General features: G+C 64.5%; 21 protein-coding genes. 17 read left to right on the top strand and 4 right to left on the bottom strand.

The annotated features are described in order from the left end of the window. Nucleotides 1-22: 22 nt before the first annotated feature. The 3 genes from D5041_RS03290 to D5041_RS03280 form a co-directional block, all read right to left on the bottom strand. A complete protein-coding gene (locus D5041_RS03290; RefSeq protein WP_265283875.1) occupies nt 23-715 on the bottom strand; it encodes a DUF6444 domain-containing protein in 693 nt (230 codons plus the stop codon). 118 nt (nt 716-833) lie between these two features. Beyond that, the gene (locus D5041_RS03285) at nt 834-1,022 is read right to left on the bottom strand and encodes an antitoxin VbhA family protein (protein WP_010108200.1); all 189 of its coding nucleotides are present in this window, start codon (nt 1,020-1,022) and stop codon (nt 834-836) included. Nucleotides 1,023-1,025: 3 nt separating this feature from the next. Beyond that, a complete protein-coding gene (locus tag D5041_RS03280; RefSeq protein WP_010108199.1) occupies nt 1,026-1,424 on the bottom strand; it encodes a hypothetical protein in 399 nt (132 codons plus the stop codon). Between the two features lie 219 nt (nt 1,425-1,643). Between D5041_RS03280 and lgt the strand changes: the two genes are divergently transcribed. The 6 genes from lgt (at nt 1,644) to D5041_RS03250 (ending at nt 6,092) form a co-directional block, all read left to right on the top strand. Beyond that, a complete protein-coding gene (gene lgt / locus D5041_RS03275) occupies nt 1,644-2,450 on the top strand; it encodes a prolipoprotein diacylglyceryl transferase (RefSeq protein WP_265283874.1) in 807 nt (268 codons plus the stop codon). A 60-nt stretch (nt 2,451-2,510) separates the two neighbouring features. Beyond that, the gene (locus D5041_RS03270; RefSeq protein ID WP_029554620.1) at nt 2,511-3,491 is read left to right on the top strand and encodes a tripartite tricarboxylate transporter substrate-binding protein; all 981 of its coding nucleotides are present in this window, start codon (nt 2,511-2,513) and stop codon (nt 3,489-3,491) included. A gap of 82 nt (nt 3,492-3,573) precedes the next feature. Then, nucleotides 3,574-4,287 (top strand): CoA pyrophosphatase, encoded by a 714-nt coding sequence (locus D5041_RS03265; protein ID WP_265258310.1) that lies wholly within the window; start codon nt 3,574-3,576, stop codon nt 4,285-4,287. Between the two features lie 37 nt (nt 4,288-4,324). After that, nucleotides 4,325-5,272: a dihydrodipicolinate synthase family protein gene (locus D5041_RS03260; RefSeq protein ID WP_265282262.1), complete on the top strand. Its 948-nt coding sequence runs from the start codon at nt 4,325-4,327 to the stop codon at nt 5,270-5,272. Nucleotides 5,273-5,361: 89 nt separating this feature from the next. Next, nucleotides 5,362-5,682, top strand: coding sequence for a hypothetical protein (locus D5041_RS03255; protein WP_265282260.1), 321 nt, complete (start codon nt 5,362-5,364; stop codon nt 5,680-5,682). An 89-nt stretch (nt 5,683-5,771) separates the two neighbouring features. Further along, nucleotides 5,772-6,092, top strand: coding sequence for a hypothetical protein (locus D5041_RS03250; RefSeq protein WP_265282260.1), 321 nt, complete (start codon nt 5,772-5,774; stop codon nt 6,090-6,092). Here the strand turns inward: D5041_RS03250 and D5041_RS03245 are convergent. Continuing rightward, on the bottom strand, nt 6,047-7,066 hold the full coding sequence (locus D5041_RS03245; protein WP_265258313.1) for a LacI family DNA-binding transcriptional regulator: 1,020 nt from the start codon (nt 7,064-7,066) through the stop codon (nt 6,047-6,049). The genes D5041_RS03250 and D5041_RS03245 overlap by 46 nt on opposite strands. Nucleotides 7,067-7,217: 151 nt before the next feature. Between D5041_RS03245 and D5041_RS03240 the strand changes: the two genes are divergently transcribed. The 11 genes from D5041_RS03240 to D5041_RS03190 all read left to right on the top strand — a co-directional run bounded on the left by D5041_RS03240 (nt 7,218) and on the right by D5041_RS03190 (nt 21,731). After that, nucleotides 7,218-8,240 carry a tripartite tricarboxylate transporter substrate binding protein gene (locus tag D5041_RS03240; RefSeq protein ID WP_265258314.1) on the top strand — a complete coding sequence of 341 codons (1,023 nt, stop codon included), beginning with the start codon at nt 7,218-7,220 and terminating at the stop codon, nt 8,238-8,240. After that, a complete protein-coding gene (locus D5041_RS03235; RefSeq protein WP_265283873.1) occupies nt 8,237-8,587 on the top strand; it encodes a hypothetical protein in 351 nt (116 codons plus the stop codon). The genes D5041_RS03240 and D5041_RS03235 overlap by 4 nt, the downstream gene beginning before the upstream one ends. After that, nucleotides 8,584-10,176: an AMP-binding protein gene (locus D5041_RS03230; protein WP_265283871.1), complete on the top strand. Its 1,593-nt coding sequence runs from the start codon at nt 8,584-8,586 to the stop codon at nt 10,174-10,176. Before D5041_RS03235 ends, D5041_RS03230 begins: the two co-directional genes overlap by 4 nt. A 15-nt stretch (nt 10,177-10,191) precedes the next feature. Beyond that, entirely contained in the window at nt 10,192-10,998 is an 807-nt protein-coding gene (locus tag D5041_RS03225) for an SDR family NAD(P)-dependent oxidoreductase (RefSeq protein WP_010110441.1), read from the top strand. Between the two features lie 22 nt (nt 10,999-11,020). Further along, a complete protein-coding gene (locus D5041_RS03220) occupies nt 11,021-12,001 on the top strand; it encodes a Bug family tripartite tricarboxylate transporter substrate binding protein (protein ID WP_265283870.1) in 981 nt (326 codons plus the stop codon). Between the two features lie 52 nt (nt 12,002-12,053). After that, nucleotides 12,054-12,827, top strand: coding sequence for a citryl-CoA lyase (locus D5041_RS03215; protein WP_010110444.1), 774 nt, complete (start codon nt 12,054-12,056; stop codon nt 12,825-12,827). Between the two features lie 265 nt (nt 12,828-13,092). Continuing rightward, nucleotides 13,093-14,007, top strand: coding sequence for a TadE/TadG family type IV pilus assembly protein (locus D5041_RS03210; RefSeq protein ID WP_321162198.1), 915 nt, complete (start codon nt 13,093-13,095; stop codon nt 14,005-14,007). Continuing rightward, nucleotides 14,004-19,397, top strand: coding sequence for an RHS repeat-associated core domain-containing protein (locus D5041_RS03205; RefSeq protein ID WP_265283868.1), 5,394 nt, complete (start codon nt 14,004-14,006; stop codon nt 19,395-19,397). The genes D5041_RS03210 and D5041_RS03205 overlap by 4 nt, the downstream gene beginning before the upstream one ends. An 84-nt stretch (nt 19,398-19,481) precedes the next feature. Continuing rightward, nucleotides 19,482-20,219: a hypothetical protein gene (locus tag D5041_RS03200; RefSeq protein ID WP_265258318.1), complete on the top strand. Its 738-nt coding sequence runs from the start codon at nt 19,482-19,484 to the stop codon at nt 20,217-20,219. Continuing rightward, nucleotides 20,220-20,960, top strand: a complete 741-nt coding sequence (locus tag D5041_RS03195; protein ID WP_138928001.1) for a hypothetical protein — start codon at nt 20,220-20,222, stop codon at nt 20,958-20,960. Next, the gene (locus tag D5041_RS03190) at nt 20,961-21,731 is read left to right on the top strand and encodes a hypothetical protein (RefSeq protein WP_265283867.1); all 771 of its coding nucleotides are present in this window, start codon (nt 20,961-20,963) and stop codon (nt 21,729-21,731) included. Nucleotides 21,732-21,760: the final 29 nt, after the last annotated feature.

Raw genomic sequence — 21,760 nt, 5'->3', positions numbered from 1 at the left:
GTCCGTCATGAAACGCCAAACGTCATCGCCGCAATCGCGTAGTCGGCTGGATTGGCTGGTTCACCAACTCCTGCGCGATGGCCGTGACTGTGGGTGCCAACAGCTGGGCAGCTTCAGCGTTGGCACTCAGAATCGTTGCCTCGGACATGGGCATGTCAAAGAGATCACCCATCACTTGCCCCGTGCGCTTGAGTGGCAGCATCTGGTACTGGCTCAGGTACACGGCTGCGGCCTTCGCACGCGGGCCGTGTTGCACCGCTGCGGTGACGTTCGGGGGGAATGCGCCACGGTGGGTCTTGCCGCAGTTGCAGATCGCTTGCAGCACGCGGTGCTCGGTGACTTGGTAGCGCAAATCGGGCAGATCGTGGACCTGCCGGGACTCCATCACGCTGGCCTGACCCAAGGAACCGTGGCAGACATCGCAATGCTCGGGCGGCGCATGGGTGATGACCACATTGGGCTCGGCCACTTGGCTCAGGGTATGGCCCTTCTGCCCGCCGACCGGCCGTTGCCCGGCCTTGCGCAATGACTGGGGTTGGGGCTTGTTGAGCCCATCGCTCGAGGGTGGCTTGCTGGAGTTGCGGTTGTTCAGATTGAGCCGCGCTTGCAGTTCGCTGATCTGCACCGTCAGCGTCTGCACCATCGTCCATAGTTCCAGAGTCAGTGCATCCCTCTGGGTCGAACTGAGTGTGCTGAGGTCGGGTAGCTGTTGCATCAGGTTGCAGATTATGGCCTATGGCGAGGGGGGAGCTGAGTAGTTACGATCCCAAGGAGATTGCGGAGAACGCCCGTTTCGCTGTCCAGGTAAGGATCGCCGCGATCCCCAGCGTACTTCATGCCATTTCGAGCCGCACGCGCGCCTTGTACTGGTCCACGGCGGCGCCGATGGTCATCTCGCCGCGCGCCCAGCGCTGCGCGTCGGCCACGGCTTGGGCGTCCGGCTCCAGGCCCTCGATGCGCTGGCTTGCGAGGGCGCTCTGCACCACCGCGCAGCGCTCAGTTTGCTCCTGCTCTGCGATCATGATTTATGCCCCTCCATGGGGAGTTTCTTCATAGGTGATTTCTCTGCCGTCAATCATGCCACGCGGAGATATGGCAATGCTGATGCGCTTGAAATACCCAAAAAACTCTTTTGGCAACATTTCCAACTCTACTCGACGCACTGGCAAAGGCTTTCCAGCGTTGGCCTCTGCTTGAGTACGATCGTAATCGCCTTCATGCAGGAACACAGTGACCGAGAGGAGATCCTCGCCGATTCCTACGACGCTGGACCCGACATCGATGCCTACAAGGAACTCTCCTTTCCTCATTAAGCCATCTTGCATCAATCGCGAGTGGAGATCTTTCGTGTCGTGAAGGTCTACCTGCGCCGTACCCCGGAAGTCGCCGTATTGCACGGCGGCGGAAAATTCCTCTGTTACCATGTTCAATCCTTATTTATGTTGGAGTAACAAGTATAGTCGCTGAAGACCAGCCTCAACTCAATCGCCGCGGTTCCTGTGAGATCTGGATTTTTCGCTTGGCGCGCGGACCTTACGCCTCGCGCCTCACAGAGTTGCATCTTCCTCCGGCTGGCGCGCGCAACCGCCAAGCGCTGCGCCGCCGTGCCCAGGGATGCCAGCCGGCGTGCACAATGGCCCCCCATGCTGATTTACCCCCGGATCGACCCCGTCGCCCTGCAGATTGGCCCGCTGGCCATCCACTGGTACGGTCTGACCTATCTTGCGGCCTTTGGCCTGTTCCTTTTTCTGGGTCGCTGCCGCTTGAAGTACCCGCCCTATGCATCGCTTGCCGGCCCGGGCGCCTGGTCGCGCAAGGACGTGGAAGACCTCCTGTTCCTCGGGGTGCTCGGGGTCGTGGTGGGGGGGCGTCTGGGGTACTGCCTGTTCTACAAGCCGGACTACTACCTGGGCCACCCGCTGGAGGTCCTTGCGCTCTGGCAGGGCGGCATGGCTTTTCATGGCGGCCTGCTGGGCGTGATCGCGGCCATGCTCTGGTTTGCGCGCACGCGCGGGCGCCCGTTGCTCCAAGTGGCGGATTTCGTGGCGCCTGGCGTGCCCACCGGGCTGGCTGCCGGGCGCGCGGGCAATTTCATCAACGGCGAACTATGGGGTCGCCTGGCGAACCCCGACCTGCCCTGGGGCATGGTGTTTGCGCATAGTGGCTCCATGCAGCCGCGCCACCCTTCGCAGCTCTACCAATTCCTGCTCGAAGGCGTGCTGCTGTTCGTCCTGCTGTGGTGCTACGCCCGCCGCGAGCGCCGCCCGGGCCAGGTGGCTGCGGCCTTCGTGACCGGCTACGGCGTGCTGCGCTTCGTCGCCGAATACTTTCGCGAGCCCGACAGCTTTCTGGGCCTGCTCTGGCTGAACATGAGCATGGGGCAGTGGCTGTGCCTGCCCATGATCGCGGGCGGCGCGGGGCTGTGGCTCTGGGCGCAGCGCCGCCGGTAACGCGCGCTGCCAGGCGTCCTGACACTCCCCACCCCTTCCCTGTAACCGATGTACCGAATCATGAAAAAAACCATCTTCACGGTGGCCGGCATTGTGCTGGCCGCAACCACGGCAACCGGCCCCGCCATGGCGCAGGGGTACCCGACGAAACCCATCACCCTGGTCGTCCCGTACTCCGCGGGTGGCCCTACGGACGTGCTGGCGCGCATGCTCGGCGTGGTCATGGCCCGGTCCCTGGGGCAGTCCGTGGTCGTGGAGAACAAGACCGGCGCTGGCGGCACCCTCGCGGCAGCGTACACGGCCCGCGCCGCGCCCGATGGCTACACCTTTCTCATTCACCACAATGGCATGGCAACGGCTCCGGCGCTGTACCGCAGGCTCAGCTACAAACCGCTGGCCGACTTTGAATACGTGAGCCAGGTCCTCGACGTTCCCATGACCCTGATAGGGCGCAAGGACTTGCCGCCAAAGAATTTCAAAGAACTGCTCGTGCACCTCAAGAGCCATGGGGACAAGATAAACCTCGCCCATGCGGGCCTTGGCGCGGTGTCGCATCTGTGCAGCATGTTGCTGCGCCAGGCCGTGGGGACGGAACTGACGACGGTGCCGTACCAGGGCACGGGCCCGGCGCTCAATGCCCTGCTTGCGGGGCAGGTCGATCTGCTGTGCGACCAGACGACGGCCACGATCCCGTACATCAAGGCCCAGTCGGTCAAGCTCTACGGCGTGACCTCGTCCACGCGCCTGAAAGCCCTGCCGGACACGCCGACGCTGTCCGAGCAGGGCCTTGCCGGCTTCAACGTCGTGGTCTGGCACGGCATCTACGCGCCCAAAGGCACGCCCCGAGAGGCGCTGGAAAAGTTTGGCGCAGCCCTGAAGCTTGCGCTCAAGGACCCCAGCGCCACGCAGCGCCTGACCGATCTCGGGGCGCTGATTCCCGATGACGACAAGCTCTCGCCGGCAGGGCTTCAGACGTGGCTGCAACAGGAAACGCAGCGCTACACCCCGGTCATCAAGACCGCGGGGCAGTTCGCGGACTGAGCGGCTGCGCAGCCGATGCGTTGCGGCAGGCGCGCGCCCCGATAATGGCGTCCCGCGCCGATTCCTCGGACCCGCCGCTCCCGTGAACCCCGCTCCCGCCGTCCCGCCGGCCATTGCCTCGCTGTCGAACCTGCCCGGTTTCGACCCCCGCCTCGCGCCGGTGCTGGGCGTGGACGCGCACCTGCCCGCCGTGCCGCGCGCGGCGCAGACGCCCCAGGCGCTGCGCGCGCGCTTCGCCCATCCGCCGCACTGGGTTCCCGAGGTGGTGCTGGAAAAGCCGTCCATGGGCCGCGCGCCCACGCAGGCCTCGGTGCTGCTCGCCATCGTGCTGCGCGAGCAGCCCATGGTCTTGCTCACCGAACGCACGGCGCATCTGTCCACGCACTCGGGGCAGGTGGCTTTTCCCGGCGGCCGCGCGGATCCGCAGGACGCTTCGGCGGCCGACACGGCATTGCGCGAGGCGCAGGAAGAGGTCGGGCTCGAGCGCGCGTTCGTGGAACTGCTGGGCACCCTGCCCGCGTACGTGACCGGAACCTCCTTTCGCATCACCCCGGTGGTCGCCTTGGTGCAGCCGGACTGCCGGCTCCTGCCCAACCCCTGCGAAGTTGCGGACCTGTTCGAGGTGCCCCTGGCCTTCCTGCTCGACCCCGCCAACCACCGGCGCCATGTCTACGCGCGTGACGGCCTGCACCGGGAGTGGTTCTCCATGCCCTACCAGGACGGGGACAAGAACCGCTACATCTGGGGCGCCACCGCCGGCATGCTGCGCAATTTCTATCGCTTCATGCAGGCCTGAAGCGGCCCGACAACGGCAATATCCCGCGAGGCCATCCATGCAAAGGTTTCCACCCGAAGACTTGCACGGCATCCATGCCGTCGTCTATGCCTTGTTCGGCGCCGACGAGCAGCTGGACCGTGCGGCCATGCGCCAGCAGGTGCAGGCCTGCCTGGCATGCGGGGTCCACGGCATGGTGGCGCTCGGGCTCGCGACCGAGGTCTCCAAGCTCAGCGAAGCGGAACGCCGGACGGTGATGGACTGGGTCGCCGAGGACACTGCGGGCAAGGTGCCGCTGGCCTGCACCATCTTCGGCGCCTCGGTCGCCGAGCAGCTGGCGCAGGTGCGGCACGCGCAGGCGCTCGGCGCGGACTGGGTGATCCTGCAACCGCCCGCCGTCGGCACGTTCGGCGCTGCGGAGTACATCCGCTTCTTCGGCCGTGTCGCGCAAGCCACGCACCTGCCCGTGGCGATACAGAACGCGCCGGCTTTCCTCGGCCGCGGCCTCTCGGCGGACGAGATCCGGGAACTGCTGCTGCAGCATCCGAACATTCGCTGCATCAAGGGCGAAGGACCGGTGGTGGAGGTCGCCGCACTGATCGAGCGCACCGGGGGGCAGGTGCCGGTGTTCAACGGCCGCGGCGGCCTGGAGCTGATCGACAACCTGCGCGCGGGTTGCCGCGGCATGATCCTGGCGCCCGATTGCATCGACTACGCCGTGCGCGCCTACGCGGCCTGGCGCCGCGGCGACGCAGCGCAGGCGGAATACGAATACGCCCGGATGCTGCCGGCCGCCGTCTTCGTGATGCAAGGCCTGGAAAACCTGCTGTGCTACGGCAAGCGCCTGTTCGCTGCGCGGGCGGGAATCGGCGTGCACGACCGGTCTCCCGCCCTGCACCCGACGCCCGTCGGACAGGCCATGCTCGCACGCTTTGCGCAAGCCCTGGGGCCGTTGCCCGCTCAGCGCGCAGGCGGTCCGCAGGACGCGCGCATCTCCAGCTCGTAGGGCATCAGAACCTTGCGCGGCGGCGCCGCGCGCGCGCCGTTCAGCCGCTCGAGCAGCATGCATCGGACCTGCGCGCGGGTTGCCGCGGCATGACCCTGGCGCCCGATTGCATCGACTACGCCGTGCGCGCCTACGCGGCCTGGCGCCGCGGCGACGCAGCGCAGGCGGAATACGAATACGCCCGGATGCTGCCGGCCACCGTCTTCGTGATGCAGGGCCTGGAAAACCTGCTGTGCTACGGCAAGCGCCTGTTCGCTGCGCGGGCGGGAATCGGCGTGCACGACCGGTCTCCCGCCCTGCGCCCGACGCCCGTCGGACAGGCCATGCTCGCACGCTTTGCGCAAGCCCTGGGGCCGTTGCCCGCTCAGCGCGCAGGCGGTCCGCAGGACGCGCGCATCTCCAGCTCGTAGGGCATCAGGACCTTGCGCGGCGGCGCCGCGCGCGCGCCGTTCAGCCGCTCGAGCAGCATGCATCGGACCTGCGCGCGGGTTGCCGCGGCATGACCCTGGCGCCCGATTGCATCGACTACGCCGTGCGCGCCTACGCGGCCTGGCGCCGCGGCGACGCAGCGCAGGCGGAATACGAATACGCCCGGATGCTGCCGGCCACCGTCTTCGTGATGCAGGGCCTGGAAAACCTGCTGTGCTACGGCAAGCGCCTGTTCGCTGCGCGGGCGGGAATCGGCGTGCACGACCGGTCTCCCGCCCTGCGCCCGACGCCGGTCGGACAGGCCATGCTCGCACGCTTTGCGCAAGCCCTGGGGCCGTTGCCCGCTCAGCGCGCGGGCGGTCCGCAGGACGCGCGCATCTCCAGCTCGTAGGGCATCAGGACCTTGCGCGGCGGCGCCGCACGCGCGCCGTTCAGCCGCTCGAGCAGCATGCATCGGACCTGCGCGGCAACGTGCCCGGCGTTCGTGCGCAGCACGCTGATCGCCGGCACATGCGTCTGGGCGAAGTCGCTGTCGCCGATGCTGATGACCGAGAAGTCCTGCGGGACGCGAAGCCCCGCGTGCGCCAGCGCACGCAGCGCGCTGACCAGGGTATGCGTGCCCTGGGCGATGAGCGCGCTCGGTGGGTCGGGCGCGTTCAGCAGCCGCAGCAGGTCGTCGAAGACCGAACTCGTCGCCGTCGGCTGGCGCAGGATCAGCGCAGGGGGCTCCATTCCTGCGGCGCGGTAGGCCGCGCGGTAGCCCTCGGTGCGGCGCCGCACCGGGCGGCTGTCGGCGTCCCAGAGCGCGAGCGCGATGCGGCGGTGGCCGAGCGCGAACAGCTGCGTGCAGGCGCTGCGAACCCCGCTGACGTGGTCGAACAGCACCGCGTCCGTGCGCGCGGTCGGCATCTCGCGGTCGTACAGCACGACCGGCATGGACATGGCGTCGATCAAGCCGATCAGCTCCGGGTCGCGCTCGTTGCCCGGCGCGCAGACGACGCCGTCCATGCCGCGCAGCGCAAAGGTGCGCAGGCTCTCCCTCTCGCGCTCCAGGTCGTTCAGGCCGTTGGCCAGCAGCAGCATGTAGCCGTCTGCGCGAAAGCTTTCCTCGAGCGCGCGGAACGCGCGCGCGTAGAGGGGATTGGTGACGTCGGAGAACAGGCAGCCAATGGTCCTGCTGCTGCGCGAGCGCAGCGCACGCGCGGCGTGGCTGGGCTGGTAGCGCAGCGCGGCCACCGCCCGTTCGACCTGCTCGCGCACTTCGGCGGAGACATTCGCGGCGCGGTTGAGCACGCGCGAGACGCTGCCCACGGACACGCCGGCGAGCGCGGCAACGTCATGGATGCGGATTTTTCTGTCTTGCATGGGACGGATTGGTCATGGCGGCGGTTTCCGGGATTTCAGCACATGCGCACGCCGCCCCTGCGCGCTACGGACAAACCCGGGTCAAACGGATCGATCGACGGTGCTACGCTGCATGAATCGATTCACTGAGCAAGCAATCCTGGAGGCATCAATGCATGCGCAACGGCCTGTCGGCAGCCGATCGCACCGGGGCACGCCGGCCCCCTCACGGCGCGGCCTGTTGCTGGGCACGGCCCTGGGACTTTTGGGCAGCGGCGCTGCGGCGCAACCGGCGAGCTACCCGCAGCGCCCGCTGCGTCTGGTGCTGGGCTTTCCGCCCGGCGGCGCGACCGACCATTCGGCCCGCATGGTGGCGCTGAAGATGGCCGAGCTCGTGGGGCAGCCGATCGTCGTCGAGAACCGCCCGGGCGCGTCCGGGAACATTGCGGCCGAGCACGTCGCGCGCAGCGCGCCCGACGGGTACACACTGCTCTACACGACGAGCACCGTGCATGCGATCAACCCCAACGTCCACACCAAGCTGCCCTACGACCCGGTGGCCGACTTTGCGCCCGTGCTCTACGTGAGCCGCACGCAGCTCGCGCTGCTGGTGCACAACGCACTGGGCGTGGCGTCGGTGGCGCAGCTGCTGGCGCTGGCGCGCTCCCGGCCGGGCCGGCTGGGCTACGCATCGGCCGGATCGGGCAGCACCCAGCATCTGGCGGGCGCGCTGTTTTGCCGCCAAGCCGGCATCGAGGCGCTGCACGTTCCGTACAAGGGCAGTTCGCCGGCGCTCACGGACCTGATTTCGGGGCAGGTGGATTTCATGATCGATACCCTGTCCGCGTCCCTGCCCTTCATGCGCGGGGGCCGACTGCGCGCGCTTGCGGTCAGCGGACGCACGCGCGCACCGGCGGCTGCGCAGCTGCCGACCATCGACGCCTCGGGCGTCAAGGGCTACGAGGTGATGGCCTGGGGCGGCATCGTGGTGCCCCGGGGGACGCCGGCGGACGTGGTGCGCACGCTGAATGCCGCGGGCAATGAGGCGCTGCGCTCGGCCGATATCGTCTCGCGGGCGGCCGACTCGGGCAGCGAGCTGCAGGGCGGGACGCCCGAGCGCTTTGGCGCCTGGATCGGCGAGGAGCTCGCGCGCTGGAAGCTTGCGGTGGCCGCCGCAGGGGTCGTGGCGCAATGAGCGGGCCGCCGCCGCACGACCCTTGCACGCTCGCGGTGCAGGCGCACGCGGGCGGCAGCATCGGCGAGATGATCATCCACGCCATCCAGCGCTTTCCGGAGCGGGTGGCCTTTGTTGACGCGGATCGTTCCATCGACCATGCGACGCTGGGCCACCGCATCGGGCAGGCGCTGGCCGCCCTGCGCAGCCTCGGACTGCGGCGCGGAGACTGCGTGATGCAGCTGTCCGGCAACCGCTCCGAGGGCGAGCTGCAAAGCGGGACGCCCGAGCGCTTTGACGCCTGGATCGGCGAGGAGCTCGCGCGCTGGAAGCTTGCGGTGGCCGCCGCAGGGGTCGTGGCGCAATGAACGGGCAGCAGCACGACCCTTGCGCGCTCGCGGTGCAGGCGCACGCGGGCGGCAGCATCGGCGAGATGATCATCCACGCCATCCAGCGCTTTCCGGAGCGGGTGGCCTTCGTCGAAGCGGATCGTTCCATCGACTATGCGACGCTGGGCCGCCGCATCGGGCAGGCGCTGGCCGCCCTGCGCAGCCTCGGACTGCGGCGCGGAGACTGCGTGATGCAGCTGTCCGGCAACCGCTCCGAGGTCTTCGCCGTGATGGCCGCGGCCTACCTCATGGGGCTGCGCTCGGTGACCCTGCACGCGCTCGGCGGACACGAGGACCACGCCTACATCGTGGGCGACGCCGAGCCCTCGGTGTTCCTCGCCGAAGCCGCGCACCGGGAGCGCGCGCTGGCCCTGCGCGCAGCCTGCCCCGGGGTAGCGCACTGGTTCGCGCACGACGCCTGCGCCGATCTGGCGGACTTCTGGGCGCTGGCGCTGTCCCTGGAGCCCGCGCCGCTGCGGTCCGAGGCGCGGCCCGAGGACATCATCCGGCTGGCCTATACCGGCGGGACGACCGGCCGACCCAAGGGCGTGATGCTGGCCAACCGCTCGGTCTGGATGCAGGCCGTGCTGCTCATGGCGGCGCGCGGCATGCGCGCCGGGATGCGGGTTCTGTGCCCGACGCCGATCTCGCACGGCGCCGGCGCCATGATCGTTCCCACCCTGGCGTCGGGGGGGCGCATCATCTTGCAGCGCGGCTTCGACCCCGACCGGTTCATCGACGCCTTGCAAGCGCAGCGCGCGCATGCGGCCTTTCTGGTGCCGACCATGATCTACCGGCTGCTCGACCATCCGCGCTGCGCCGGCGCGGACTTTTCGTCGCTCGAACTCCTGTCCTACGGCGCCGCGCCGATGGCGCCGGCGCGCATCCGCGAGGCGCTGGCGCGTTTCGGGCCGATTCTCGCGCAGAGCTACGGCCAGTCGGAATGTCCGAGCAACATCCTGCATCTGACGCCCGAAGACCATCGCCGCACCGACATCGACGTGCTGGCCTCCGCCGGAATGCCCTACCCCGGCGTCACGGTCGCGCTGTTCGACGCCGAGGACCGGCCGGTTGCCGACGGCGCGGTGGGCGAGCTGTGCGTGCGCAGCCCGCTGGTGATGGACGGCTACTGGAAGCAGCCGGAGCTCACGCGCCAGACGCTGCGCGGCGGCTGGCTGCATACCGGCGACCTGGCGCGCCGCGACGCCAACGGCTACTACCACCTCGTCGATCGGCGCAAGGACATGCTCATCTCCGGCGGCTTCAACGTCTACCCCCGGGAGGTCGAGGACGTGATCGCGCAGCATCCGGCGGTCGCCGCCGTCGCGGTGATCGGCGTGCCCGACGAACGCTGGGGCGAGGCCGTGAAGGCGGTGGTCGTGAGGCACCCGGGAGCACAGGTCGAAGGCGAAGCGCTGCGGGCCCTGGTGCGCCAGGCCAAGGGGGCGGTCTGCACCCCGAAAACCGTCGATTTCGTCGACGCCCTGCCGCTGACCCCGCTGGGCAAGCCGGACAAGAAGCAGCTGCGCGCGCATTACTGGCAAGGGCAGGCGCGCGCGATTCATTGATCCACAGGAACGCACATGGACCAGGAAGCCAGAACCTTCGACCGCTCGCTGCAGGGGCGCGTCGCGCTCGTCACCGGCGCCGGTTCGCGCGCCGACGGCGTCGGCAACGGGCGCGCGACGGCGCTCCTCCTGGCGCGCGACGGCGCGCGCGTGCTGCTGCTCGACAGCGTTGCCGAATGGGCGCAGGCGACGCAGGAAATGATCGCCCGCGAGGGGGGCCAGGCGCAGCTGCAGGTGTGCGACGTGAGCCGCGACGCGGACTGCCGCGAGGCCGTGGAGCAGGCCGTACGGACCTGGGGCCGCATCGACATTCTGGTGAACAACGTGGGCATCGCCGGTCCCGCGGGGACGGCGGTGGACCTGGACCTGCAGGACTGGGACATGGCGCTGCGCGTCAACGTCACCTCCATGATGCTCATGGCACGCCACTGCATCCCGCACATGGCGGCGCAGCGCAGGGGCGCGATCGTGAACATCGCATCCGTCGCCGGACTCATCGGCGGGCACCCCAGCCTGCTCTATCCGACGTCCAAGGGCGCCGTGGTGAACATGACGCGCGCGATGGCGGCGCACCACGGCGCGCAAGGCATCCGCGTCAATTGCGTGGCGCCGGGAATGGTGCATACGCCCATGGTCTACGCACGCGGAATGAGCGACGCAATCCGCGAGACCCGCCGCAAGCGCTCCTTCCTGCAAACCGAGGGCAGCGGCTGGGACGTAGGGCACGCGGTCCGCTACCTGGCAAGCGACGAGTCCGGCTGGGTCACCGGCGCCGTGCTCCCGGTGGACGCCGGCGCCACGGCGGGCCGGCATTCCTATTGAACCTGCGCAGCAGGAGGCGCCCATGATCCACGTGAAAACCCATTCAACCCATTTCGCCGGCCTGGCAGCGGGCCTGCTGCTCAGCGCTGGCGGCGCATTCGCGGGCGCCTGGCCGGAGCGCCCCATCACTCTGGTGGTCCCCTTTGCGGGCGGCAATATCGCCGACAACCAGGGGCGGCTGATCGCGCGCCAGCTGGCCCAGGCGCTGGGGCAGCCGGTCGTCGTCGAGAACCGGCCCGGCGCCAGCGGCATGATCGGCGCGGAGTACGTCGCGCGGGCGCCGGCCGACGGCTACACCCTGCTCTACGGCACGCATGGCACGCAGGCCGCGAATCTGGCCCTGCAACCGGCCGCGCGCACCGATCCGTCGCGCGATCTGCGCGCCGTGCATTCGCTGTTTCGCCAATCGACCGTGCTGGTGACCCACTCCATGACGCCCTGGCACAGCGTGGCGCAACTGGTCGAAGCGGCGCGCAAGGCGCCGGGGCGCGTCAGCTACGCATCCTCGGGAATGGGCACCCAGACGCACCTGGCCGCGGCGCGCTTTCAGGACGCGGCCCGGGTGGAGTTCATGCACGTGCCGTACAACAACCGCTCCTCCCTGAGCGACCTGCTCGGCGGCAGCGTCGACATCAGCTTCAACTATGCGGAAAGCGTGCTCCAGCACATCGCGTCTGGCCGGCTGCGCGCACTGGCGATCAACGGCGGCGCGCGGCTCGAAGCGCTGCCGGACGTGCCCACGGTCGGCGAGGCCGGTTTCCCCGACGCCGCGCTGGAGGGCTGGTCGGGAATTTTCGCGCCCAGGGGGACGCCCGACGCCGTCGTCGAGCGCCTTGCGCGCGCGATCGGGCGCGCCACGCAAGCGCCCGACGTGCGGGCGGCGCTGGCGCGGATCGGCAGCTTTGCAATGGACCTTTCGGACGCGGCGTTCCAGACGTTCGCCGAAACCGAGGTCGCGCGCTGGCGGGAAATCGTGCTCCGCGCAAACGCGCAGACACGGTGAGCGGCGGCGCCAGGCAAGCCATCGAAAGCCGCTTGAACAGGAAGGACCGGAAATGCGCAAGAGCCACATCGGCAGCGGCGACGCCGACCATATCTGCATCCGCGGCCATGATCTCGCGGACGACTTGCTCGACAAGCACGACTTCGTGGACGTCCTCTGCCTGGCCATCCTGGGCCATTTCCCGGACCCGCGCCTGCGGCGGATGATCAACAACGCGCTGGTCGCGTCCATAGACCATGGCCTGACGCCCAGCGCGCTGGCAACCCGGCTGACCCTGCACGGCGCGCCGGAATCGCTCCAGGGGGCCGTGGCGGCGGGGCTGTTGGGCGCGGGCACGCGTTTTCTGGGAAGCGCCGAAGCGAGCGCGCACTTTCTGCGCACGGCGCTCGACGGCGTCGAACGGCCCGAGGCGCTCTCCGACGCCGAACTCGGCGCGCACGCGCACGCCGTGGTCGCGCGCTGCCGCGCGCAAGGCCAGAAGATCCCGGGCCTGGGCCATCCGATCCACGTTCACGCCGACCCGCGCACCGAGCGCGCGCTGCGCATCGCGCGCGAGGATGGCTATTTCGGCGTGCACTGCCGGTTCGCGCTGCAGTTGGCCGCAGCCCTTGCGCACGCGCTCGGGCGCCCCATGCCCCTGAACGCCGCGGGCTGCAAGGGCGCCGTGCTGCTCGATCTGGGTTTGACGCCCGAGTTCGGCAAGGGACTCGCGCTCATCGGCCGCGTTGCCGGGCTGGTGGCGCACGCCATCGAGGAGCGCAGCCGGCCCCTGGGCCAGGATCTGTGGAACATGGCGTCCGCGGCCTCGCAGGCCGGTGAGGAATGAGCCGCGCGGGGTCGTTCACCCGCGTCCTGCTCCAGAATCAGTGCATCCCTCTGGGCGAGCGTGCCGACCACGGCAGGAAACCGAATGCTTATCATTCGTGATCCATGGAATACACTGACGTGACCAGTGCATGCTGGCCGGGACTCGGTGTAACCGCCCTTCCTTCCCTGTAGCCCCGGCCACTGCACAGAGGGAACTCCGTATCGGGTTCCCGCCCCATTTTGGGTCATTGCCAAGCCAGAAAACCTTGTCGATCCAATTCATCATGCGGCAACACAGCACGCCACGATCCGCTGCGCCACGCCAGCGCGGCAGCGCCATGATCGAGTTCACCGTGGTCGGCCCCATCATCACGCTGCTGGGGCTGGCCATGCTGCAGTACGGCCTGGTGTTCTTCTCCAAAAACCAGATTAACCACGCGAGCTTTATGGCCGCGCGTGCGGGCAGCATGGCCCACGCCAAACTCCCGGACATCCGCGAAAGCTATCTGCGCGCGCTGGTGCCGCTGTACGGCGGGGGCCGCGACAGCGCCGAACTGACGCAGGCCAAGGCCAAGGCGGCGGCCGACCTGCAGGGCAATCTGCGCATCGACCTGCTCAACCCCACACGCGCGAGCTTTGACGACTGGAGCGATCCCCGGCTGGAGCAAAAGTACAACGCGCGCGCAATACCCAACGCCGGCCTGGCATACCGCGACAGAAACGTCGGCAGCCAATCGGGCCAGAGCGTGCAGGACGCGAACCTGCTCAAGATCAAGGTGACGCACGGCTACGAGCTCAAGATTCCGTTGGTCAGCACCATCTACAAGCACTACCTGAAGTGGTTCGACAACGGCGGCGACAGCTTCCACAGCCAACTCATCGAACAGGGCCGGCTGCCGGTCGTCACGCACGTCACGCTGCATATGCAAAGCGACGCCGTCGAGGGCGAGAGCACGATTTCCAACAATCCGGGCGGCCCAGGCAGTCCGGGTGGCAAATCCCCGGCACCCGACTGCATCACCATGGGTTGCACGGTGCTCGATCCGGGTGGAGGCGACTCGGGTGCAGGCGGTGGTATCGGCGACGGTGCTGACCCGGGCCCAGGTGGCGGCACCGGTGGCGCTGACAACCCGGGTGCCGGCGGGGGAGACACGGACTGTGTCGGTACGCATTGCCCATCCTGTGGAGCCACCAAATGAACCCGAAGCAACTGCTGCACGCAGCCTGCCTTGTATGGGCGATCTTGCTCGGCCAAAGCGCATCGGCCGGTCCGCTCGACGGTCTGCCCGGAGGCAAGACGCCGGGGACCTGCGACCCGAAGCGCCAAAGCTGCATGCCCGGCACAGAAAAGCCCGATACCGCCGGACCGGGCGGCGGGGTCTGCAGCCCCACGCCAGGCGGTGCAACCTGCGGCAGCCCGGGCCCCGCGAGCCAGGGCAACACCAGCGGCACGAACCAGGGCGCGGGCAACCCGATCCACGTCATCAGCGGCAACAAATACCAGCGCGAGGAAGACATGCCCGCGCTGCCCGGCCTGCTCGGACTGGAAATCGTGCGCCACTACAACAGCCAGTACGGCCGCAGCAACGTGCCCCCGGGAATCCTGGGGCGCGGCTGGAAGCTCAGCTACGAAACCGATCTGTACGACATCGGGAACACCGTGCAAATCGTGCAGGCCGACGGCACACGCATCATCTTCAAAAAGACCGCGCAAGACCCCAGCCAGTGCGCGAGCGAGCAGCCGGACAACGGCGTGGTGAGCATCCGCAACGCGGGCAGAACGCCGCGGACCCAGCAATACCTGTGGCGCTGGACCGATGGGCGCGAACTGCTCTTCAACCACCGGGGCCGGCTCATGCGCATCAGCCTGCCCAGTGGCGAAAGCGTGCAACTGCAATACGGCGCCCAAGGCCGCTTGCAACAAGTCACCGACCCGCAAGGGCGCAAACTGCGGCTGAACTACCGGGAGGCCCGCCTGGAGCGCTACGAGGAATCGTCCCGGGCAATCGCCAAACCGCCGCGCTACGACGGCGTGCAAAGCATGGACAGCCCCGCAGGACGCTTCGAATACAGCTATGGCAGCGCCTTGCCGCAAGGCAGTGAACAGGCCAAGGTCCAGGAACCCCGAGAGCAGCAGGAACTCCAGGTGAGCGCGAACTTGGTGCAGGTGCGCCACCCCGCAGAACAGGGCAAGGGAATCACCCGGCACTACCACTACGAAGACGCGCGCTTCCCGACCCTGCTCACGGGCATTAGCGTCAGCGGCCAAGGCAGCGACGGCCGGCCGATGAACGAACGCATCGCCAGCTATGGCTACGACGCCAACGCGCTGGCGATCAGCAGCGTGCGCGGCGCACCCGACAGCGACACCGAGAAGGTCACGCTCGACACCCGCACACCCAGACAAACCGTGCTGACGAATAGCCAGGGACAAAAAACCACCTACCGGCACGGAATCATTGCCATGCAATGGCGCCTGCTGGAGGTGCGCGGTGCAGGCTGCGCCAGCTGCGGACCGAGCAACGAGCGCTACCAATACGACGCCATGGGCCGGATAACCGAAGTGACCCAGCTGGACCCGCAAGGCCAACCGGTCAGCGGCAAGCGCACCGAGCTCGACGTCTACGGCCGCCCGGTAAAAATCAGCACCGTGGCCTACGCGAAGGGGCGCGCGCAGCCCGCGCAATGGCAGCTGCGCTACGGCTACGCAAGCGCGCAATACGCGCCCGAACTGATCGCACGGCCCAGCGTGGTGCCCGGAAGGGAACAGCAAACGCGCATCCGCTACAACGCCGCAGGCCAGCCGACCGAGGTGACCGAAAGCGGATTCAGCCCGCTCGACACCCAGGGGCGACCCATTGCCAACGCGGAGCAGGCCACGCCGATCAACCGCACGACGCACTACCGCTACGCCATGGTCGGCGGCAAGAGCGTGCTGGTAGAAATAGACGGCCCCCCGAAAACCCCGCAGGACAGCGACGTCACGCGCCTGGAATGGGACCGGGGTGGCAGCTTCATCACCCGCATCGAGCAGCCCGGCGGACGGCGCAGCCAGATCGAACACGACCCGCGCACGGGCCTGATCACCCAGGTGAGCAACGAACAAAACCAGCAAACCCGATTCCGCTACAACAGCGCCACCCAACTCATCAGCACCCGCAGCACGGGCCCGGGCAGAAGCCGACCCCAGGAACAAAGCTACCGCTACGACGCACTGGGCCAGCTCAGCGAAACCGGGCAAGGCAGCCTGGACGCAGACAAGGACAGGGCCGAAGAAGCCTACCGCCCCCAGACCCGCCTGAGCGTGGACGCGCAGGGGCGTTTGCAATGGCAGGCCAACGCCCACGGCGTGATCGTGCACAACCGCTACGACAGCGAAAGCCGGCTGCTCGAAACCGGCCGCTACAGCGCGGGCATGGCGCAACAACAGCACTACCGCTACGACGCACAAGGCCAACTGCTGGCGACCTGGGACAACACCGGAGCAGTGCTGCACATTGGCTACGACGCCCGGGGGCAGATACAGGACCTGACCGACGGCGCAGGCCGCAACCGGCTGCTGCCCCAAGCCGGCACAGCGGATGCACAGCCCATGCGCGACGATTTTGGCCGCATCGTGCGCACCAGCAACCCCGACGCAGGAGCCAGCATTTGGGAATACGACGCAGCAGACCGCCTGATAGCCAACCGCGACGCCGCCGGCAACCAGGCGCACTACGCGTATGACATCAGCGGCCGCATCCTGCGCCAAGACATCAGCGACGCGGCCGACCCGAAGAAAACCACCACGACCACCTGGCACTACACAGGCAGCCAGCTCACTGCCCTCGAACACCCCACGCAAAGCGAGCACTACCAGCACGACGCGCAGGGCCTGCGAACCGAGCGGCGCACCATCCGGCACCAGGCCGACGGCAGCACCCGAAACAGCCTCACGCGCTACACCTACGACGAACAAGGCAACGTGCTCAGCACCAGCCTGCCCGACGGCAGCCGCCTGATCTATCAGCGCGACCCGCAGGGCCAAATCGTCGCCCTGCAGCGCAGCCGCATCCAGACCCGCTGGCTGCAATGGCTCAGCCCGCCGCAAACCATCGTGCAAGACCTCAAACGCGACTTGGTGGGATTGAGCCAGCTACGCACGGGCAACGGAATCGAGGCGCACTACCAGCGCAGCCAAGAAGGCGTACTGGCGCGCGTCGTGTACCGCCGGACGCAGCCAACGCGAACGGCGCGGCACGCGGCCGCAGCAGAACTGCTGGGCCAGACCAGCCAACTGCTGCTGGGAGTCCGCAGCGCACACGCCCAGTCCGCACCGACCAAGCCCACGGACCACGAGACCGACACCGAAGCCCTGCCCGGCGCGCTGGGATTGGCAGCGGACCCGCAGGCGCTAATGGACCAACGCTACCTGTGGGATACGCGCGGCAACCTGCTGCACCGCGAGGACCGCGCGGGAGAATCCGGGCGCAGCAGCTACGCCTACGACGCACGCAACCGCCTGGTCGCCGGAGTGCAGGCACAAGGAGAGAGGGCACAAGTCAACCGCTACCACTACGACCCCAACGAGCGGCGCGTGCTGAGCCAGCAGGGCGTAGAAACGCAGGACGAACTGGAAAAAGCCACGCAGCAAACCCGCTACCCCGCGCAAAGCCACCGCTGGAGCGAAGAACAAGCGCAAGGGGCGACCGCCGTGCTCGCGCGCTACGACGCCAACGGCCAGCCCACACAAATCGGGCAACGCGAATACCAATGGGACGCGCTGGGCAAACTGACAGAAGTGCGCGAAAAAGGCACAAGCCTGGCCCGCTACCACTACAACCACCGGGGCGAGCGCATCAGCAAAACCACGGCCAGCAGCAGCACAGCCTACCTGTACGAGGATCGCCAACTCAGCGCCGAACTCGACGCACAGGGCCGGATCACGCGCCAATACATCTACTTGGCCAACAGACCCATAGCCACCATCGACACCCCCGCAGGCCGCCCACTGGCCGACGCTCCCCGCAGCGTGCTGGCCGATCTGAAAATCATCGTGCAAAGCTGGTTTGACCAAGCAGAAAAAATCGTATGGCTGCACGCCAACCCCCTCGGGGCCATTGAAGCCGCAACCGACGCGCAAGGGCAACTGGCATGGCAGGCCAGCTACGCGCCCTTTGGGCAAGCAAGCATCCGCACAGTGCGGCTGGATGCACAAGCCGCGCAAACGGACTTCACACTAAACCTGCGCCTGCCAGGCCAATACGCCGACAGCGAAACCGGGCTGTACTACAACGGCCAACGCTACTACGACCCCGAACGCGGTCAGTACCTGACCCCCGACCCCCTGGGCACGCCCGATGGACCCAATCCCTATAGCTATGTGCGCTACAACCCGCTTAAATACATTGATCCAGATGGGTTGGTGCTGTTTGCGTTTGATGGGACGGGGAATAGTACAAATGCGTCTGATCTGAATTCAGGGAGTAACATGACAAATGTTATTTCCTTCCAAAGATACTACGACGAATCAAATGGAGCAAAACGCTATATCAGTGGTGTTGGAACGGTCGATGTGAGCGATCCCTCGCGCCCAATTAAACCAAGGAGATGTTTTTCGCCTGCCCTTCCTGATCCTTCTGATACTCCTCCTAAGCTTTCTGGTAATCTTCCTGATCCTTATCGTCCTTTTCTTGAGTATATTTCTTCCCTTATTTCTCCTGCCGATCAAGACAAAGGTTTGAATTGTACGGGGCCAGATCGTATTGAACGCATGATTGAGTATTTCAATGCGGAAGCCAGCAAGAAGAAAGAAGATGAGATCATGCAGGTAGATATCATTGGATTTAGTCGGGGCGCTGCGCAGGCACGTGATTTTGCCAACAGAGTTGCAGCAAAAACGGATTCGAAAGGCTGGTATAGCTATAAAGACCAGGAGACAAAAGAGCAAGTCTGCAGAAAGGTCAACTTCCGTTTTATGGGCTTGTGGGATACGGTGTTGAGCACCAATCATTCGTTGTACAAATATAAATTAGCCATACCCGCTCAGTTTTCCTATGTCGCCCATGCAGTGGCCCTGAATGAGCATCGTAGTAATATCTTGCCTGGAGATCGGCCAAAATCGACTGGGGAGAGCGCATTGGGCGCATTTCCATTGGAGTCCATCATGGGAACTGAAATCCCCAAGGATAAAACTCGGATGGAACGTGGATTTATTGGCTCACACGCGGATGTTGGTGGCGGTTATAAGGACGATTCCTTGTCCAACGTTGCATTGGCATGGATGGTTGAGCAAGCCCGAAGCGCCGGGGTCGAAATGACCAAAGAGCCGATCAAGGTGTCACCCAATCCCGTATTGCACGACAAGAGTGAAAATATAAACAATGGCGAAGCCACCGGCAACCTTGAAGATCGGGATGTTCGCTATGCCGATGGCAAAATAGTGAAACAGATTGAGATGAGCAATACAGGATTGACTCATGATAAAATCAAAAAACACGGCTTTATAAATTATACACCACGTGATCTGATGCCTCGTATCCCATATCATGTACCCGTCGGCCCGAATCCCGCCCTGGTGACGGAAGAAAAGTATATATACAAGCAATGAAACGGGCACGGTGAATATGAAAAAATACCAGGATTGGTTGTTGAAAAATGGTTATGATCTCGGAAATCTGAGGATTAAATAATCATGAAAAAACCCAGTTTTTTGAGCACGCTCGCCACGCTGGTATCCTCGAGTCACCAGCGCCAATTGCTGTCAATGATGTTGTCAGGGTTCTTTCTGATAGGTGGCGCTTACATCCTTTTGAAGCCCAAAGCTCTTCCAGAGAAAGTGATCAATTTGACCCCCGAAGACAAAATGCTGATCCATAAATATCGAGGAATTCATGGTGGGGCGCTGTACATCAGTGCGATAGGTGAGAAAAAAAATAAGATCACTATGCTTAATCAAAATGGCGCAGTGTGGGATTTTCAACTTTCTCTCGGTCAAAGAGGGCCCAGTTATTCAACCTTTACCGACGCCATGTCCATTCCCAGAACATTGCATGTGACATGGAGAACTGAGGATGCAGAGGCTCGAGAAAACAGTTATGGACTGCCTGATATTTCCCATGGCTTTGAAGGTGGAACCATTCTTGGAGACTATACCGTCCAGGTTGCCTCACGGATTCCCGATGAGGTCTTGGACTTTATTCGTAAAAATGGCAATTCGTTGTTGCGTCTCAAAATCCGCCTGGCGGATCATGCTGTGTTGGTTGGCTGGGATGTGGAAGAGTGGTACAACGCCATAGGTGGACGAACTTATCGTTATGTAATGCCAGGCGGGGATTTCAAGGAACCGAAGATAAAGTATGGAAAAGTCATTGAGCGTGGTTGGATGATCACCCCCGATGGGAAGAAGGTTGAGATGGATTGGACTGACTAGATGAAATATAAAAATACCTCCCAAAGCAAGCTCGCCACGCTGGTATCCACGAGTCACCAGCGCCAATTGCTGTCAATGATGTTGTCGGGGTTCTTTCTGATAGGTGGCGCTTACATCCTTTTGAAGCCTAAATCTCCTCCAGAGAAAGTGATCAATTTGACCCCCGAAGACAAAATGCTGATCCATAAATATCGAGGAATTCATGGGGGGGCGTTGTACATCAGTGTGGTAGGTGAAGATAAAAATCGCGTAACGATGCTTAATCAAAATGGTGTGGTGTGGTATTCTGCATCATCTCTTGGCGAAGGAGGTGATCGCCATTCCACCTTTACTGACGCCATGTACATTCCAAGAACATTACATGTGACATGGAGAACTGAGGATGCAGAGGCTCGAGAAAACAGTTATGGACTGCCTGATATTTCCCATGGCTTTGAAGGTGGAACCATTCTTGGAGACTACACCGTCCAGGTTGCCTCGCGGATCCCCGATGAGGTTTTCGACTTTATCCGTAAAAATGGCAGTTCGTTGTTGCGTCTCAAAATCCGCCTGGCGGATCATGCTGTGTTGGTTGGCTGGGATGTGGAAGAATGGTACAACGCCATAGGTGGACGAACTTTTCGCTATGTAATGCCCGGTGGAGATTTCAAGGAACCGAAGATAAAGTATGGAAAAGTCGTTGAGCGTGGTTGGATGATCACTCCCGATGGGAAGAAGGTTGAGATGGATTGGACTGACTAGATGAAGCATGAAAATACCTCCCGAAGCAAGCTCGCCACGCTGGTATCCTCGAATCACCAGCGCCAATTGCTGTCAATGATGTTGTCGGGGTTCTTTCTGATAGGTGGCGCTTACATCCTTTTGAAGACCAAAGTTCCTCCAGAGAAAGTGATCAATTTGACTCCCGAAGACAAAATGCTGATCCATAAATATAGAGGAATTCATGGAGGAGCATCGTATATTAGTGCAGTAGGTGAAGATAAAAAGAATGTCACGATGCTTGATCAAAATGGCAGGGTGTGGCACTCTGACTTTTCTATGGGTGGCGGACGTGGTATTCATTCAACCTATCCCGAGGCCATGTCCATTCCCAGAATATTGCACGTGACATGGAGAACTGCTGATGCAGAACAGCGAAAGAATCGTAATGGGGTGCGTAATGTTCTTGCTGGCTTTGAAGGTGGAACCATTCTTGGAGACTACACCGTCCAGGTTGCCTCGCGGATTCCCGATGAGGTTTTGGACTTTATCCGTAAAAATGGTAGTTCGTTGTTGCGTCTCAAAATCCGCTTGGCGGATCATGCTGTGTTGGTTGGCTGGGATGTGGAAGAATGGTACACCGCCAAAGGTGGACGAACTTTTCGCTATGTAATGCCCGGTGGGGATTTCAGGGAGCCGCAGATAAAGTATGGAGAAATCATTGAGCGTGGTTGGATGATCATGCCCGATGGAAAGAAGGTTGAGATGGATTGGACTAGGGCCTGTCATCAATTGAAGTCACTCCGGCGCTAAACTCGGAACACGATGACAAAGGAAGGCTG

This window comes from Verminephrobacter aporrectodeae subsp. tuberculatae (assembly GCF_026127385.1).
GTDB lineage: Bacteria > Pseudomonadota > Gammaproteobacteria > Burkholderiales > Burkholderiaceae_C > Acidovorax > Acidovorax aporrectodeae.
The sequence above is the reverse complement of the archived record's forward strand: the minus strand, read 5'-3'. Positions and strand labels throughout refer to the sequence as shown.

Excerpts from the sequence above, each read along its gene's own strand:
- D5041_RS03290 (WP_265283875.1), bottom strand. The coding sequence starts at position 715 with ATGCAACAGCTACCCGACCTCAGCACACTCAGTTCGACCCAGAGGGAT.
- D5041_RS03285 (WP_010108200.1), bottom strand. The coding sequence starts at position 1,022 with ATGATCGCAGAGCAGGAGCAAACTGAGCGCTGCGCGGTGGTGCAGAGC.
- D5041_RS03280 (WP_010108199.1), bottom strand. The coding sequence starts at position 1,424 with ATGGTAACAGAGGAATTTTCCGCCGCCGTGCAATACGGCGACTTCCGG.
- lgt (WP_265283874.1), top strand. The coding sequence starts at position 1,644 with ATGCTGATTTACCCCCGGATCGACCCCGTCGCCCTGCAGATTGGCCCG.
- D5041_RS03270 (WP_029554620.1), top strand. The coding sequence starts at position 2,511 with ATGAAAAAAACCATCTTCACGGTGGCCGGCATTGTGCTGGCCGCAACC.
- D5041_RS03260 (WP_265282262.1), top strand. The coding sequence starts at position 4,325 with ATGCAAAGGTTTCCACCCGAAGACTTGCACGGCATCCATGCCGTCGTC.
- D5041_RS03255 (WP_265282260.1), top strand. The coding sequence starts at position 5,362 with ATGACCCTGGCGCCCGATTGCATCGACTACGCCGTGCGCGCCTACGCG.
- D5041_RS03250 (WP_265282260.1), top strand. The coding sequence starts at position 5,772 with ATGACCCTGGCGCCCGATTGCATCGACTACGCCGTGCGCGCCTACGCG.
- D5041_RS03245 (WP_265258313.1), bottom strand. The coding sequence starts at position 7,066 with ATGCAAGACAGAAAAATCCGCATCCATGACGTTGCCGCGCTCGCCGGC.
- D5041_RS03240 (WP_265258314.1), top strand. The coding sequence starts at position 7,218 with ATGCATGCGCAACGGCCTGTCGGCAGCCGATCGCACCGGGGCACGCCG.
- D5041_RS03235 (WP_265283873.1), top strand. The coding sequence starts at position 8,237 with ATGAGCGGGCCGCCGCCGCACGACCCTTGCACGCTCGCGGTGCAGGCG.
- D5041_RS03230 (WP_265283871.1), top strand. The coding sequence starts at position 8,584 with ATGAACGGGCAGCAGCACGACCCTTGCGCGCTCGCGGTGCAGGCGCAC.
- D5041_RS03225 (WP_010110441.1), top strand. The coding sequence starts at position 10,192 with ATGGACCAGGAAGCCAGAACCTTCGACCGCTCGCTGCAGGGGCGCGTC.
- D5041_RS03220 (WP_265283870.1), top strand. The coding sequence starts at position 11,021 with ATGATCCACGTGAAAACCCATTCAACCCATTTCGCCGGCCTGGCAGCG.
- D5041_RS03215 (WP_010110444.1), top strand. The coding sequence starts at position 12,054 with ATGCGCAAGAGCCACATCGGCAGCGGCGACGCCGACCATATCTGCATC.
- D5041_RS03210 (WP_321162198.1), top strand. The coding sequence starts at position 13,093 with ATGCGGCAACACAGCACGCCACGATCCGCTGCGCCACGCCAGCGCGGC.
- D5041_RS03205 (WP_265283868.1), top strand. The coding sequence starts at position 14,004 with ATGAACCCGAAGCAACTGCTGCACGCAGCCTGCCTTGTATGGGCGATC.
- D5041_RS03200 (WP_265258318.1), top strand. The coding sequence starts at position 19,482 with ATGAAAAAACCCAGTTTTTTGAGCACGCTCGCCACGCTGGTATCCTCG.
- D5041_RS03195 (WP_138928001.1), top strand. The coding sequence starts at position 20,220 with ATGAAATATAAAAATACCTCCCAAAGCAAGCTCGCCACGCTGGTATCC.
- D5041_RS03190 (WP_265283867.1), top strand. The coding sequence starts at position 20,961 with ATGAAGCATGAAAATACCTCCCGAAGCAAGCTCGCCACGCTGGTATCC.